14 protein-coding genes are annotated in these 13888 nt (G+C 36.8%); 9 read left to right on the plus strand and 5 right to left on the minus strand.

Annotated elements, in window-relative coordinates:
• Positions 1–2 precede the first annotated feature (2 nt).
• The gene (locus CD31_RS18970; protein WP_036080065.1) at positions 3–1445 is read left to right on the plus strand and encodes a sensor histidine kinase; all 1443 of its coding nucleotides are present in this window, start codon (positions 3–5) and stop codon (positions 1443–1445) included.
• Between the two features lie 13 nt (positions 1446–1458).
• On the opposite strand, the gene CD31_RS18975 is transcribed toward CD31_RS18970, so the two are convergent.
• A complete protein-coding gene (locus tag CD31_RS18975; RefSeq protein WP_036080068.1) occupies positions 1459–2217 on the minus strand; it encodes a DUF4184 family protein in 759 nt (252 codons plus the stop codon).
• 160 nt (positions 2218–2377) lie between these two features.
• On the opposite strand from CD31_RS18975, the gene CD31_RS18980 reads away from it, so the two are divergent.
• The 3 genes from CD31_RS18980 to CD31_RS18985 are packed head-to-tail and all read left to right on the plus strand — an operon-like array spanning position 2378 to position 5523.
• Positions 2378–3136: an ABC transporter ATP-binding protein gene (locus CD31_RS18980; RefSeq protein ID WP_036080070.1), complete on the plus strand. Its 759-nt coding sequence runs from the start codon at positions 2378–2380 to the stop codon at positions 3134–3136.
• A gap of 3 nt (positions 3137–3139) precedes the next feature.
• Positions 3140–3715 (plus strand): hypothetical protein, encoded by a 576-nt coding sequence (locus CD31_RS23885; protein WP_244905007.1) that lies wholly within the window; start codon positions 3140–3142, stop codon positions 3713–3715.
• Positions 3712–5523 (plus strand): ABC transporter permease, encoded by a 1812-nt coding sequence (locus tag CD31_RS18985; RefSeq protein ID WP_244905008.1) that lies wholly within the window; start codon positions 3712–3714, stop codon positions 5521–5523. The genes CD31_RS23885 and CD31_RS18985 overlap by 4 nt, the downstream gene beginning before the upstream one ends.
• Before the next feature lie 51 nt (positions 5524–5574).
• Here CD31_RS18985 and CD31_RS18990 read toward each other — a convergent pair whose 3' ends face one another.
• Positions 5575–6024 (minus strand): 2-thiouracil desulfurase family protein, encoded by a 450-nt coding sequence (locus tag CD31_RS18990; RefSeq protein ID WP_036080071.1) that lies wholly within the window; start codon positions 6022–6024, stop codon positions 5575–5577.
• 84 nt (positions 6025–6108) lie between these two features.
• Here CD31_RS18990 and CD31_RS18995 point away from each other — a divergent pair, with 84 nt between their 5' ends.
• Both CD31_RS18995 and CD31_RS19000 read left to right on the plus strand, forming a co-directional pair.
• The gene (locus CD31_RS18995; RefSeq protein WP_036080072.1) at positions 6109–6654 is read left to right on the plus strand and encodes a GrpB family protein; all 546 of its coding nucleotides are present in this window, start codon (positions 6109–6111) and stop codon (positions 6652–6654) included.
• Positions 6655–6673: 19 nt separating this feature from the next.
• Positions 6674–7159, plus strand: a complete 486-nt coding sequence (locus CD31_RS19000) for an NUDIX hydrolase (RefSeq protein WP_016993221.1) — start codon at positions 6674–6676, stop codon at positions 7157–7159.
• A gap of 48 nt (positions 7160–7207) precedes the next feature.
• Here the strand turns inward: CD31_RS19000 and CD31_RS19005 are convergent, their stop codons facing one another.
• From CD31_RS19005 to CD31_RS19015, 3 genes are all read right to left on the minus strand, one after another.
• Entirely contained in the window at positions 7208–7723 is a 516-nt protein-coding gene (locus tag CD31_RS19005) for a DUF6886 family protein (RefSeq protein WP_036080074.1), read from the minus strand.
• 12 nt (positions 7724–7735) lie between these two features.
• Positions 7736–8476 (minus strand): class I SAM-dependent methyltransferase, encoded by a 741-nt coding sequence (locus tag CD31_RS19010; RefSeq protein ID WP_036080075.1) that lies wholly within the window; start codon positions 8474–8476, stop codon positions 7736–7738.
• Positions 8477–8661: 185 nt separating this feature from the next.
• The gene (locus CD31_RS19015; protein ID WP_036080078.1) at positions 8662–9846 is read right to left on the minus strand and encodes a YbfB/YjiJ family MFS transporter; all 1185 of its coding nucleotides are present in this window, start codon (positions 9844–9846) and stop codon (positions 8662–8664) included.
• A gap of 118 nt (positions 9847–9964) precedes the next feature.
• On the opposite strand from CD31_RS19015, the gene CD31_RS19020 reads away from it, so the two are divergent.
• The 3 genes from CD31_RS19020 to CD31_RS19030 all read left to right on the plus strand — a co-directional run bounded on the left by CD31_RS19020 (position 9965) and on the right by CD31_RS19030 (position 13818).
• On the plus strand, positions 9965–10855 hold the full coding sequence (locus CD31_RS19020; RefSeq protein WP_036080081.1) for a LysR family transcriptional regulator: 891 nt from the start codon (positions 9965–9967) through the stop codon (positions 10853–10855).
• Positions 10856–11049: 194 nt separating this feature from the next.
• Positions 11050–12417, plus strand: coding sequence for a guanine deaminase (gene guaD, locus CD31_RS19025; RefSeq protein WP_016993217.1), 1368 nt, complete (start codon positions 11050–11052; stop codon positions 12415–12417).
• Between the two features lie 51 nt (positions 12418–12468).
• Complete coding sequence (locus CD31_RS19030; RefSeq protein WP_036080084.1) at positions 12469–13818, plus strand: uracil-xanthine permease family protein; 1350 nt, start codon at positions 12469–12471, stop codon at positions 13816–13818.
• Positions 13819–13888: the final 70 nt, after the last annotated feature.

Consider the following 13888-nt stretch of genomic DNA (forward strand, 5'->3'; position numbering starts at 1 on the left):
AAATGTACCTAAAAAATTGGATGAATAAATGGGTATGGGCCCTAGTAATCTGTGTTGTACTATTGTTTATCGGTGTTCTTTCACTATTTTTTGCAACAGAGACTTCTCAAAAAGAATCACAAGATAACTATGTTATTAATCAAATTCGTATATCAGTAAATCCATTATTATTGTACATAGAAGATCATTTTCCAAATTTAGCATTAGATTCAGCTATACGTAGCACGCTACAGCAAATGAGTAATGACAGGAATATTGATATTACAGTAGTTCAACTAGATGGAACAGTAAGTTACTCTTCAATTAAAAATGATGTTTCAACTACTATTCATCTTAAACATGCTATACATTATGATTTATTTACCTCACAACAAGAGCCTGGAAAGATTAAAATAGCCTTTCCGATTATGAATGGAGAAAGCAATGAACAGATAGGTAATGCTATTTTTTCCCTGAACAAAAACATTCTCTTTCCTTTAAAACAGACTAATTCCAGCTCGACTCTTTTATTAGTCTTTATTGGCTTCTTGAGCCTTTTGATCATTTGCCTTGCCCTATTCTTAGTAAGGAAAGTTCATAAAGATATTTTAAAGCCTTTACATGAGCTGAGGAGCAACACAGAGGAAATTGTAAAAGGAAATTACGAACAAATTACCATCCATTCGAAAAAGGATGAGATTGGTGAATTGTATGCAGTATTTGATCAAATGCGATTAGAGATTAAACAGTTAGCCATCCAGTACAATGAACAAGAGCAAACTCAAAAGAAGCTCATATCTAATATATCTCATGAAGTGAGGACTCCCTTAACCACAATCAAAGCATATTTAGACGCTATTTCAGAGGGAGTTTGTCGAGATGAAGATTCACTTATGGCCTATATTCAAATCATGCAGTCTAATACGGATAAGATGTCGAGGCTAGTTGATGATTTATTTATTCATACCTTAAAGGAGCTTGGTCATATCCCAATCCATTTAAAAGAACAATATAGCCAAGACGTTCTTACAAACATTCTGAAACCAATTCAATATTATGTCCAAACAACAAATATTCATTTTATAAGACCTACTAGGATTCCTAATGTCCTTATTCTAGTAGATGCTGATCGACTAGAGCAGGTGATCTCCAACCTTATTACCAATGCGTTAAAGCACTCTTCTAATGAAGATACCATCACCATTACTACTTATATCGAAAATCAATCACTCTATATCCAAGTAATAGATACTGGAAATGGGATGCTTCCCGAAGATATGCCTTTTATTTTTGAACGTTACTTTAGAGGGCGGCAACCTGGAAGTGAATCAGTCATTAAAAATGAAGGAGCAGGACTTGGCCTATCCATTTGTCAGCATATTATGGAAGCACACCATGGGTCCATTTCATTTCATAGTAAGCCCAATGAAGGCACTACCTTTACACTTATACTCCCAATCTCGTAAAAAGACTCCCATTTTAGGAAGTCTTTTTTTCCTTCAACGTTCTTTTCTTATATGCTAAAAAGAAAGAAAGTGTAAGTATACTACCAAAAAATGAATCGATAATACGGACAACCCATATTCCATAACTTCTTAAAGGAATGCCGTTAATAAGCTGCCATAGACATACATATCCAAGCGTTAAAACAGCTAGTAAACTCCAAAAAATGATCTTCTTTCGTGGCGATAGAGCTGGTGTTTTTTTATCTTTGCTTAAAGATGCTCTGTAGTATATATAGCCAAAGATTAACATAATACCAAACATTGTACTCCCGTGTTGTAGAAATTTATAAATCGGTATTTGATAGCCAAAGATAGTATATGTTTGAGTAAGAACTCGAAGTTTTGTCACCATCAGCCCGTTTTGATGAGTAAATGAATCCCATATGACATGCGTTAACATACCCAGCAATGCAGAGTAGCCAAAAACGAATATTTTCCACATGTTATTTCCTGCAATTTGATGGCTATCTGTATCTTGTAAAAACTCTGGTAAATGGCTCATGATTGGCTGTTGAATAAACCTTTGATAAATCAAGTAGATGAATAGAACGAGCGGGAGATTGAATAAAAAGAACCCTGCAAATGTATGGCCAATCTCCCCTATTGGCCTTCCTCTTAAAAAGTATTCAAAATCTGGAGCCATACTTCCTAAAACCAATGCAGAAAAATGAATATATTTACTTTTTCGAGAAAAAGGTAAGACTGCCGCTGGATGAGCAAATGTTAAGGGCATATCTCTAACCTCCTTATTTATTCCATCTATTAAATCGCATATTATAACGTTTACTATTAAGAAAGGTTACTCTGTCTGTAAGAATTTATTAATAATTTCATAAGAACTTACTAATAATTACATATTACACTAAAAAAAAATGAGTCTAGGAGGCCTTATCATGGAAAAAGAGATACTGATTCGAGCCCAAAATTTATGTAAAACCTATTCAACTGGCAGCGAACAATTCCATGCTATTAAGAATATGAATGTCGACATTTATAAAGGGGATTTCACCGTTATTATGGGGAATTCGGGTTCTGGTAAATCAACGCTTCTTTATCTTTTAAGTGGGCTTGATGCCCTTACAGCAGGTGAAGTTTATTTTCAAGGAGAAAAACTTGATACCTTTTCTGAACGAAAGTTAGCTACCTTTCGTTCACAGCAGGTTGGCTATATCTATCAAAGTAGTAATCTCATTCCAGATATGACGCTACTAGAGAATATTGCTCTTCCTGGATTCATCGCGAAAAAAAATAAAAAGGAAGTCATACAAAAAGCGGAGCAACTACTAAGTTTAATGGGACTTGAAAAGCAAAGAAATCGATTACCCTCTCAAACATCAGGTGGACAGCAACAAAGAGCTGCCATTGCTAGAGCGTTGGTCAACAATCCTGAAGTGTTATTTGCAGATGAACCTACTGGTAGTTTAAATTTTGATCAAGGTGTAGCAGTATTAGATACCTTAACGAATTTAAATAGAAATGGGCAATCCATTGTCATGATTACACATGATATGAAGGCAGCTTGTCGTGCGAATCGCCTAATCATCATTCAGGATGGAAAAATAGATGGGATCTTAAACTTTGAAAAATATGATCATACCAACATACAAGAACGGGAACACATTATCTTTTCTTATGTTGCCGGGAAGGAGTAAAAAATGTACGCGATTATAACCCTTTGTTCTTCCTATATAAGAAAACGGAAAATACAAAATGGACTGATGATTGTCCTTATTTTTCTATCAACACTTTTACTGGCGACTTCTGTCACTATACTGACTAATACAAACAATATTTTTGAAAAAGCCCATCATGATTCAAATGGTGCCCATCAAATTTTAACAATGGGTAACAATATTCATAACCCATTCGCTGTAAACGATTGGTGGCAGGAGCAACCAGGCGTAACTACTTCTAGTCTCATACCCTATAGAAATTTATCTAGATTTACCTTCAATGGGAAAGAAGTATCCAATATCTATTTATTTATGATGAATACGCCAAATACACCGTTTATGATTGATCAATTACTATTTTCTGAGGGTGAAAAGCAACTCTCTCCTCCTGAGGGTACGATTTGGATTCCCACATCATTGGCATCAAGCGCTACCATTTCGCTCGGTGATGCAATTGAATTTCATACAGGTGAGAGCACGTTTAACTTAACAGTGTCAGGTATTGTGGTTGATATGCCATACGGAGCCCTTTTACAACAAATGCTCGTATTTGGATGAACAATACTGACTATCAACAGCATTTAGCAACCATGACAGGTTCAGATCAGTACATGATGGCATTACGCTTTAATGACTATCAGCAAAACTCCAATTATTGGGGTGATTTTGAAAAATATCTGCAGGGACCTTATCTAGAATCTAAAATGGAATATGAAGAAATAGCTTCTTTTTATTTGATCATTAATAAAATCATTGGCTTTATTATGATCGCCTTTGGTATAGCTATGCTTCTGGTTTCCTTGTTTGTTATTGGTTTTAGCATTTCCGATGCCATTTTAACAAATTACAGAACAATAGGCGTTATAAAATCTTTGGGTCTTTCTTCTAGAGAGATAAGTATCACTTATGTATTACAATTCGGATTGTTATCCGCTGTCGCGATTATACCTGGTATCATCATTAGTAAGTTCCTTTCTAGAATAATTATAGAAAGCTCCTTATCCTATATGAAGGCAGGAAATCACTTAACCATACATCAAGATACTCTACTCAATATGGTGATTGCTCTCATCTTATTTGGCATTGTGCTACTCACTGCCTATTTCTACTCACACAAGGCGCGAAATGTAGAGCCTGTTCAAGCCATCAAATATGGGATGTCAGAAAGTGCAAATAGTAAAATGAATCGGCGCAGAAACAGCTCGAATAGATTATTTCGATTAAGTAGTCTACCGATTCAACTTCAAATTGGTCTTAAAAGTATCATAAAAAACATAAAAAGTTCCATTCTTGTTATGGCACTTACTTCCATTACGTCTGCCATACTAGTCTTTAGTGTAGTCATATTAAATAGTTTTACTTCCATCAAAGAAACATCTCCTTCATGGGGATATGATGCCTCACATGTAGTAGTAACGGTATCTAATAAAGAAACCTTTACAAAACAACAATTTGAAGATTTTTTAATGGCTGATGAACGGGTTAAAGATCATGCATGGCTTGATCAATTCACAGGAGTCCTCCCTAATGACAGCCATCCCCCTTTAAATATTAATGTCAATGTGATTGAGGGTAGTTTTGATGCCGCTGGCTATGTGACATTGTCTGGCCGTAATCCAAACAGTAAGAACGAAATTGCGATTGGGCTCAATGTTGCGCGCGCTTTAAATAAAAATATAGGCGATATTGTCGAAGTTTATCTTGAGGGGAAACCGCATTTTCTTATTGTGACCGGAATCTATCAATCGATAGCAAATATGTCGAATTCAGCAAGGATTACAGCAGATGCTATTAAAGTGAATAACACAACCTACACTACTTCAGAAGTAAGTATGATTAATCTATTAGATGAAACAGTCGCTACGCCATTCGTTGAGGATTTAAATACGCACTTTAAAAGTTCTGTATCAGCTGTCACACAGCAGCTATTATTAGATGCCGTCTTTAAAGAAGTCGTGGCAGTTTTAGTCATTCCGCTTTCAATCGTTGGTATTTTATTTATCATCGTAACCTGCATCATTATTTTTAGTGTATCACGAATTAATGTTAGAAAAGAAAGTAGCACGTATGGCATTTATAAATCCATTGGCATGACCTCTACAAATATTAGATGGTCGATTACAATAGGTATTTTCATTCTATCCATAATGGGTGCATTAGCAGGAATCTTTATCGGGATAAAATTAATTCCTCTAGCTCTTCAGTCGATTATTTTAGATTATGGCTTACGCGAACTACCGCTTGTTATAAACTGGCCAATAAGTATCGGTATAAGCTTTGTAAGTGTGATAGCTGCCATTTCTGGCGGCTGGATTTCGACCAACGTCATTGCTAAAACGTCACCTCGCATATTAATTGTTGAATAATTAAATTTGGCCCCTACTAGTTAGGGGCCTCTTCTTTAATGTTAGTATTAACTATTCAAAAAAATTCTCTTCAGATAGCACGACAATATTGTTTCTTCGCAGCAAAGCCGTAGTTACTCCTTCGCCAGCTAATTTTGTTCCATTAAACGCACCGTTATAAATCTTTGCACTGCCACAGGATGGGCTATATTCCTTTAAAATGACATGAGTTGCCCCTACCTCAAGCGCTTTTTGTAAAGTTGCATAGGCTCCCTTCAGATATAAATCTGTGACATCTCGTCCAGAACTTTCAACCACTGTTGCGTTGCCATCAAGTACATCTTGTCCATTGCCACCTATAATTTCAGCAGGTTCACGAGGCGTTGAAAAGCCTCCCATCAGCTCTGGGCAAACCGTGACAGCTTTTTTTTCTAACACAAGCTTTTGTATTTTTTCATCTAGACTGTTTGTGCCATTATAACGAACATTTAAACCTGCTAAGCAAGCACTTATTAAAATCATCGTTTTCTCACTCCCTCTACTATCTTTATTTCACTATAACACGCGTGCTACACTATTTTTATGAAGATTAAGGGAGGAGATAAAATGCCTGATCCTATTTTGATTTTACCTTATACAGATGAGTGGGCTAAGGAATTTCATAGCATAGGCTGTCAATTACGGGAGGCCTTAGGAAACATAGCGCTGAGAATTGATCATATTGGCTCAACCGCTGTAACAGGATTAGCAGCAAAGCCTGTAATTGATATACAAATATCCGTCACATCGTTTACACCATTAGCAGCATTTAAAGCTCCATTAGAATCTCTAGGTTTTAGTTATCGAGCAGAAAATCCAGACAAGTCTAAACGCTATTTTCGAGAGGCTCCAGGAGATAGACGAGTACATATTCATGTTCGACAGGCTGGTAGTTGGGCAGAGCAGCTAGCCTTATTATTTCGAGATTTTTTGCGCTGTCATCCAGATTACTGTCGTCGCTATGAGCAGGTAAAATATGAATTGGCTAAGAAATATCAACATAATCGTCAACTTTATACAAAATCTAAAGAATCAATCATATGGGAAATTTTAAAACAAGCAAATCATTGGAGTCAGCAGACTGGCTGGTCTCCTGCCAATTCAGATAACTAAAGAAAAAGGAGGAACAAACTTGGCTGAATTTACAATTTGTTTTCTGAAGAAGGGTGATTATATCCTTTTATTGAATAGAGATAAGCCTCAGTGGATGGGCGCATGGAATGGTGTTGGTGGCAAAATTGAACAGGATGAAACACCATTAGCTGGTGCCTTGCGAGAAATTAAAGAAGAAACAGGCATTACGGTTGAGGATATTACCTATAAGGGTAAGATTACCTGGACAGATGGCGTTGTGAACTATGGCTGTATGTATGCGTTTATAGCGGAACTACCTGAATCTTTTACATTTGAAACACCGATAAAGGTTGCTGAGGGCATTCTTGATTGGAAAGAGCTTACTTGGATTTTCCACCCTGAAAATGTAGGTATTGCGGACTTAAAATATTATTTACCTACCATGCTCAATGAAACAGCAAACTATGATTATATTTTTACATATCAAGACAAGAAATTAGTCAATATCTCTTCCGCACCAATTGAACAAACATCTACTGTCTAATAAAAAATAAGCCTCGTTCATGCAATAGGTGCATAACGAGGCTTGTTTTTAGAATCTTGGTTGTGCAAAGCGCATTCTGCACATTGACCAATTTAAGCTTGTATTTTGGATGTCATCATGTATTTCCCATAAGCTATCCACGATTCGCAATTCAACATTGCGCTCCAATAATGCTTTAGCTATATCATTGATCTCTGAGACATTGATGGGCATTTGTGTTATTTCACTCGTATAATAGCCCGCAATATCATCCTGTAAAGTGAATCCATTACTATCAAACTCATATAGGTAAAGACTTGTAGTTTTCAATACTTCCAACCACTTGTTTTCTATGACTACTACATGTGAAGCTTGAGGTAGATATTGCTGTCTGTCCTGCTCTGTTGTTTGATCTCCTGCATGGAAGCAAACACGCGGACAATCTCTAGGCGTTAAATAGTTTGGCAGGCATCTTTCGTTGATTGCCCATACTAGCCCTTTTTTGGCATCTAAATCTGGTCGCTCAGGCAGTCGAGGATGAAAAATCATAATAGTAGGGTCTTCACTGACATGAAATAAACGCATGTTACTTCTCCTTTATTTCTTTAATTTAAAAACAATAAAATCTGCACAATGCAAATCTTCCACAAATTGAGGATACTTCTTTAGCATGTCTTGTGATGGCTTGGGCTCTACAATAGTCTCAATAGTAAATCCAGCTTGCCTAATTGCTTGCACATAGCTTGTTAATGTTCGATGGTATAGAACGATCGGTGGGTCAGCATCTAGCTGGTGATACTCCCCTTCATAAAAATAACGTTGGACTTTCCAATACTGTTGATCTAGCTGCTCATGTCTCAACCATCCACTATTAGGTGTCACAAAGCATGGGTGTAAAATCGAAAAAATAAAAGTGCGATTAGGTTTTAATAATCGATACATCTCACATAGAGCAGTCTGATAATCCTCTAAATCTTGGAGAACCATATTTGAAACAATACCATCAAATTGTTCATCTGCTAAAAATGGTAAATTTTCACAATTGCCATGTAAAAATTGAATAGCTTCCTGCTGTTGTGTTCTTTCCATAGCAATGTCTAGCATTTTTTGTGAAAAATCAACGGCTGTTACTCTTGCACCCTTCTTTACTAGTAATCTGCTTAAATAGCCTTCTCCACATCCTGCATCTAATAGATGCTTTCCATCTACCTCTCCTAGCAAAGGAAAGATAGTGGGATTTAACAGTACAACACGATGAATGTCACCCTGCTCATCGTAGTTTGCTGTATACCTTTCCGCATATCGATTCCAGCGTTGAATGGCTTGTTCTGTGTTCATATAAAGTCCCCATTTCAAAGTAAAATCGTAACGTTACGTCCTTTGTGCACTTGTCTATTTTTCCATATAAAGAAAAAAATATATAGACTTTTATTTTATTTTTTAATATCATGTAGATAGAGGCACGGCTTCTTTAAGTAAATGATAAAGCCAGAAATCCAAATAGGATTTCTGGCTTTTATGCGTTATATAGAAAATGTCTGTTCAGCAACAGCTTCTTTTTTTACAGTGAGCCATCTACCAATTACCATAACAAGTAATGCAAGAAACACAACGACACCAGCAAATACAAGTGCTGCTTTATAGCTGCTATAAACTTCAACCAGTTTTCCTGCGACGATCGGTCCGATAATTTGTCCAAAAGCATAAAAGGTTGTTAATAAAGATACAACGAATCCACTCTGTGTCGGGAAAAGCTGTCGTGCATAGGAAGTAGTTAGCGTAACAATTCCTACAAAGGTTAGACCGAATAAAAACGATGCTAGTAAAACGCTCCATACCGTTTGTGCAAAAACAGGTAATAGGATACCAACCACTTGCAGTATGTACGCCACAAACAAAATTTTTATAGCTGAAAACTTTTCTAATAAGACCGTCCAAACAGGAGCTGATGGAATAGCCGCTAGCCCCACAATGACCCAGCTATAGGAGGAGTAAGCTTGAAGAGAAGGAATATTATGAATAATATCGACTAAAAAAGTACCTGTAATAATATAGCCTAACCCCTCTAAGCCATAGGATAAAATCAGCCATGGCATAAAACCCTTTGTCATTTTTGTATCAAGAGATTTCGTAACTTTTGTGCTGTCCGGCACTGCTAAACCTCTCCACAGATAATAGGTAATAAGTAAAAATACTGCTGATAAAATCCCTAAGCCTAACCATGTACCCTGCCAAGCAAATCTTGCTTCTATAGCAGGTACACATAAACCTGAAATAGCAATCCCTAAGCCTATTCCACTAAATACATAGCCAGACCATCGTGATAATGAATGCTTCGCCAAGTAATCCATAATAATACTCGATGTTAACACAAAAATAAGGCCCCCTGTAATGCCAGCAATTAAACGCAGAACTAGCCAGACACTATACACTTCTATTAAGCCCATTAATAGAACAGATAGGACATTGGTAACAACACTTGCCATTAAAACATTTTTACGTTGACGATAAATGAACCCTGCCCATAATGCGCCAATGAAATAACCAATATAATTGCTTGAAGCTAAAAAACCAGCCACTTCCAATGAAAATCCTACATCATGACGCATAAAGGGAAGAATTGGTGTGAAGGCAAATCGACTAATCCCCATTGCAACAACTAATAATAAAATTCCTCCTAAGACAATTCCTATATGTTGTCGATTCATGATGAACCCCCCTCTCATATTATTCTACTGTAATTAAAAGGATACAGAGCGCAAATTAATAAATCTAATATATAATGTATATAAAAGCATAAAAAAAATTTATGAAAGGTGTAACGACATGAATTTACATGCTCTACGTTTATTTACAAAGGTGGCTGAACTCAATAGTGTTTCCAAAGCGGCACAGACGCTTATGATTAGTCAGCCTGCTGTAACCATTCAAATTCGAAATTTAGAGAAAGAACTAGGTTTGACATTGCTAGAATCCAAAGGTAGGGGCATTTCGCTAACACAAAATGGTACTTTTTTATACAAACAGGCACAGCGCTTATTTGATCTAGAAACTGATATTGAAAATAAAGTTGAACAGCTTAAAAATACGGGCAATGAAGAATTGCAAATTGCCTCCACACATGTTCCCTCTCATTTTTTACTACCTAAATGGTTAGCTCAATTTAAACAAGTTTATCCAGCAACACATATTCATTTAAAGACCGCCAATTCCCAGCAAGTAATTGAGGATTTACTCCATTATAAAGCTGATTTAGCTTTTATCGTCAAAGAAGATGGACATCATGCTGATATTAATTATCAATTTCTAATGAATTTGGATTATTGGTTTATTGTGCCGTACAATCATCATCTGGCAGGTCAAACAGTATCCCTTGCAGAACTTATGCAGCAGCCCTTCGTCACAAGGGAGGATGGTAGTTCCACAAAAGAATACTTAAATGCCCTATGTAAAGTGCATAAAATTCCTCCACCGAAAGTAGGTTTACAACTAGATGGGATTAATGAATCCATACATGCCATTGCAGCAGGTTTTGGTACAATGCTAGCACCATCCATAGCAGCTTCTAGCTTTATTCTACAGCAGCAAGTTGCCCGCGTTTTTATTAAGGACATTGATATTCAACGTCCGATCTACCTTTGTACAAGAAAAAATGAATTGCATCACTCCACATCCTTTAATAATTTTCTTCACATCATCAATGAATCGATCATGTAGAAAGAAGGCACTCTCAAATAGGTGCCTTCTTTTGTTATCTATCAACGCTTGTCAAAGCTGTAAAAATGTAGTTAAAAAGGTGCATATATTTCTTTAGTCACCATACTAATATTCGTTTTTTTATAGACTTAATAGTTTTTATAGCCTATAATAATCCGTGTTATTATCAATAAACGAACATTAAGGTGGTTTTTATGTCTGAATATACGCATATTTTTAAAGGAACAGCTTTTACTAGTAAATCTGCTACTGACGTTCACATTTTAAAGGATTATTTATTTTTCATTAATGCTGACGGCATGATTGTTAAAACTGTCGCTCCTGAACAAGCTGATTACCAACAACTATTAATTACATATCAAGATCAAAATAACTTCCATGCATTAGCTGAAGGGCAATATTTCCTACCAGGATTTGTCGATTTGCATGTACATGCACCTCAATGGGCACAATCTGGGACAGCTTTAGACATTCCTCTTTACGATTGGTTAAATACATATACTTTCCCTATCGAATCAAAATTCTCCGATTTAGCATTTGCTCAAGAAGTTTATGAGGATTTAGTAAGCACACTTCTTGCCAATGGTACAACTACATCATTATATTTTGCGACGGTTCATAAGGACGCCAGTGTACTTTTAGCGAAAATCTGTGCTGAAAAGGGACAGCGAGGACTAGTCGGAAAAGTAGTCATGGATGACCCTGAGCAGAATCCTGATTTTTATCGAGATGAAAATACAAAAACCGCATTAGAAGATACGGAAGAATTTATTTTAGCTGTAAAAGATTTAGCCAAAACGACTAAACAGGGTGTTTATCCTGTTGTCACGCCTCGCTTTATTCCAAGCTGTACGGACGGTGCCTTAAAGGGCTTAGGTGAACTGGCTGCGAAATACGATACACATATTCAATCACATTGTAGTGAAAGTGACTGGGAGCACGGCTACGTCAAAGAACGATTCAACAAAAATGATGCCGTTGCCTTACATGACTTTGGTTTGTTAGGTGATAAATCTGTCATGGCTCATTGTAATTTCTTAAGTGATGAGGATGCCCGATTATTTGCTGAAACTGGCACTGCCATTGGCCATTGTCCAATCTCTAATGCCTATTTTGCAAACAGCGTGATTCCAATCGCCCGCTTCCATGCAATGGGCGTTGATATTGGATTGGGCTCAGATGTTTCAGGTGGATTTTCTCCTAGTCTTTTTGATAATGCAAGACAAGCTGTTATGTCATCGAGAATGTTAGAGGATGGTGTAGATACAGCTATTGTAGCTGAAAAGCGTGGTGTGCCAAATTCACGCATTACCATTAATGAGGCCTTCTATCTCGCGACAGCTGGTGGTGGAGAAAGCTTAAGTCTTCCAATTGGCCGTTTACAGGAAAACTATACATGGGATGTACAAATTATCGATACAAAAATCTCTACTGCTAAGCTTCCGATTTTTGATCAAAATGAAGATTTACACGATATATTCCAAAAAATCATGTATCTTGTACGCCCAGAAAATATCCGCGAGGTTTGGGTGCAAGGAAATAAAGTTCATACGAGAGACTAATCATTCTCTTATTCTCTACTAAAAATCTATCATTTTGAGGTGTACAACTTCGTGGAAACACAACATAGAAAACTAACTAATCAAACAAAACAAACACAATTAACCGTATTACCAGATGAAAAAATTTCGTTCGGTCAGTCTGCTCTACTCGGTTTACAGCATGTTATGGCTATGGATGTATACGTGGTGCCCTTTTTAATTGCCATGCTAATCGGCTTACAAACTGGTCAGGCAAGCGCATTGATTCAATCAACCTTTATTGCAGCTGGGATCGCGACGATTGTGCAAACACATTTTTGTATGAAATTACCGATGGCACAAGGTCCATCCTATGTTCCACTTGGTGCCATTATTGGGATCTATGCAGCAAGTGGTAGTGGTGATCTAGGTTGGAGTACTGTGCTAGGTGCTAGTTTAATTGGAGCCATTTTGGTTATCATTTTAGGCTATACAGGCATCTTCAATAAAATTGTCCAAACATTTATTCCACCAATTGTTGGTGGAACAATTATCTTTGTGGTAGGGCTGTCCTTAATGCCTGTTGGTTTAAGTGATAATATTTTTAATGGAGCAGGTGCATCTATTAATCAAAACATCTATTTAGCGCTGATCACAGCATTCGTGTTAATTATTTGTGTCATGTTAGGCACAGTCTTCCATCAAAAAGGACGTCTATTCCGAATAGCTTCTGTCATCATTGCCTTAATTGCTGGTAGTATTGCAGCAAATATAATGGGTGTTTTAGATTTATCTCCTATATCGCAAGCCAAATGGTTTAGTATGCCACAAATTCCATTTGCAGATTTTAGTTTTAGCTTTAATATTTCTGCTATTATCACAATGATCATTATATATATTGTCTTAATGGCAGAAACAACAGGAACTTGGTTTGCTATTAGCAATGTCATCGACCAACCTTTAACAAATAGACAAATTAATCGTGGGGTTATTGGTGAAGGAATAGGCTGCTTTATTGCTTCTTTACTTGGTTCCACTCCTGTTACTGGTTACTCCACAAATGCAGGTGTTATTTCTATTACTGGAATTGCGAGCCGTCGAGTATTTATAGCAGCAGGTATTTGGTTTATCGTCTTCGGCTTCTCTGGTAAATTAGCAGCACTTATTTCAGCGATTCCTTCAGCCGTTATTGGCGGTGTATTTGTGATCGTCTGCGGCATCATTGCCATTAGTGGCTTACAGGTCATGAAAAATGAACACATTGGTGAAAAGGAAATGTATGTTATTGCAATTCCTGTTATTTTAACGTTAGCTTTGACATTATTGCCTGATGATTTCCTCTATTCATTACCTACAACCGTTCAATATTTATTTGGTTCGCCTATTGCGACCGCCGCGCTCGTAGCGATTTTCCTTCATAAAATTCTACCAAGCTCAAAATAGTAGCTATCTACATCAAACAGCACCTCTAGTCCATTCGGGTTAGAGGTGCTGTGTCTATTTATTTTCTAAA

Source organism: Lysinibacillus boronitolerans JCM 21713 = 10a = NBRC 103108 (assembly GCF_000772935.1).
Lineage (GTDB): Bacteria > Bacillota > Bacilli > Bacillales_A > Planococcaceae > Lysinibacillus > Lysinibacillus boronitolerans.

Bases quoted from the DNA above. Each gene is read 5' to 3' on its own strand.
- CD31_RS19010 (WP_036080075.1), bottom strand. From the start codon at position 8,476: ATGAACACAGAACAAGCCATTCAACGCTGGAATCGATATGCGGAAAGG.
- guaD (WP_016993217.1), top strand. From the start codon at position 11,050: ATGTCTGAATATACGCATATTTTTAAAGGAACAGCTTTTACTAGTAAA.
- CD31_RS18995 (WP_036080072.1), top strand. From the start codon at position 6,109: ATGCCTGATCCTATTTTGATTTTACCTTATACAGATGAGTGGGCTAAG.
- CD31_RS18975 (WP_036080068.1), bottom strand. From the start codon at position 2,217: ATGCCCTTAACATTTGCTCATCCAGCGGCAGTCTTACCTTTTTCTCGA.
- CD31_RS18970 (WP_036080065.1), top strand. From the start codon at position 3: ATGTACCTAAAAAATTGGATGAATAAATGGGTATGGGCCCTAGTAATC.
- CD31_RS18980 (WP_036080070.1), top strand. From the start codon at position 2,378: ATGGAAAAAGAGATACTGATTCGAGCCCAAAATTTATGTAAAACCTAT.
- CD31_RS18990 (WP_036080071.1), bottom strand. From the start codon at position 6,024: ATGATTTTAATAAGTGCTTGCTTAGCAGGTTTAAATGTTCGTTATAAT.
- CD31_RS23885 (WP_244905007.1), top strand. From the start codon at position 3,140: ATGTACGCGATTATAACCCTTTGTTCTTCCTATATAAGAAAACGGAAA.
- CD31_RS19005 (WP_036080074.1), bottom strand. From the start codon at position 7,723: ATGCGTTTATTTCATGTCAGTGAAGACCCTACTATTATGATTTTTCAT.
- CD31_RS19020 (WP_036080081.1), top strand. From the start codon at position 9,965: ATGAATTTACATGCTCTACGTTTATTTACAAAGGTGGCTGAACTCAAT.
- CD31_RS19015 (WP_036080078.1), bottom strand. From the start codon at position 9,846: ATGAATCGACAACATATAGGAATTGTCTTAGGAGGAATTTTATTATTA.
- CD31_RS18985 (WP_244905008.1), top strand. From the start codon at position 3,712: ATGAACAATACTGACTATCAACAGCATTTAGCAACCATGACAGGTTCA.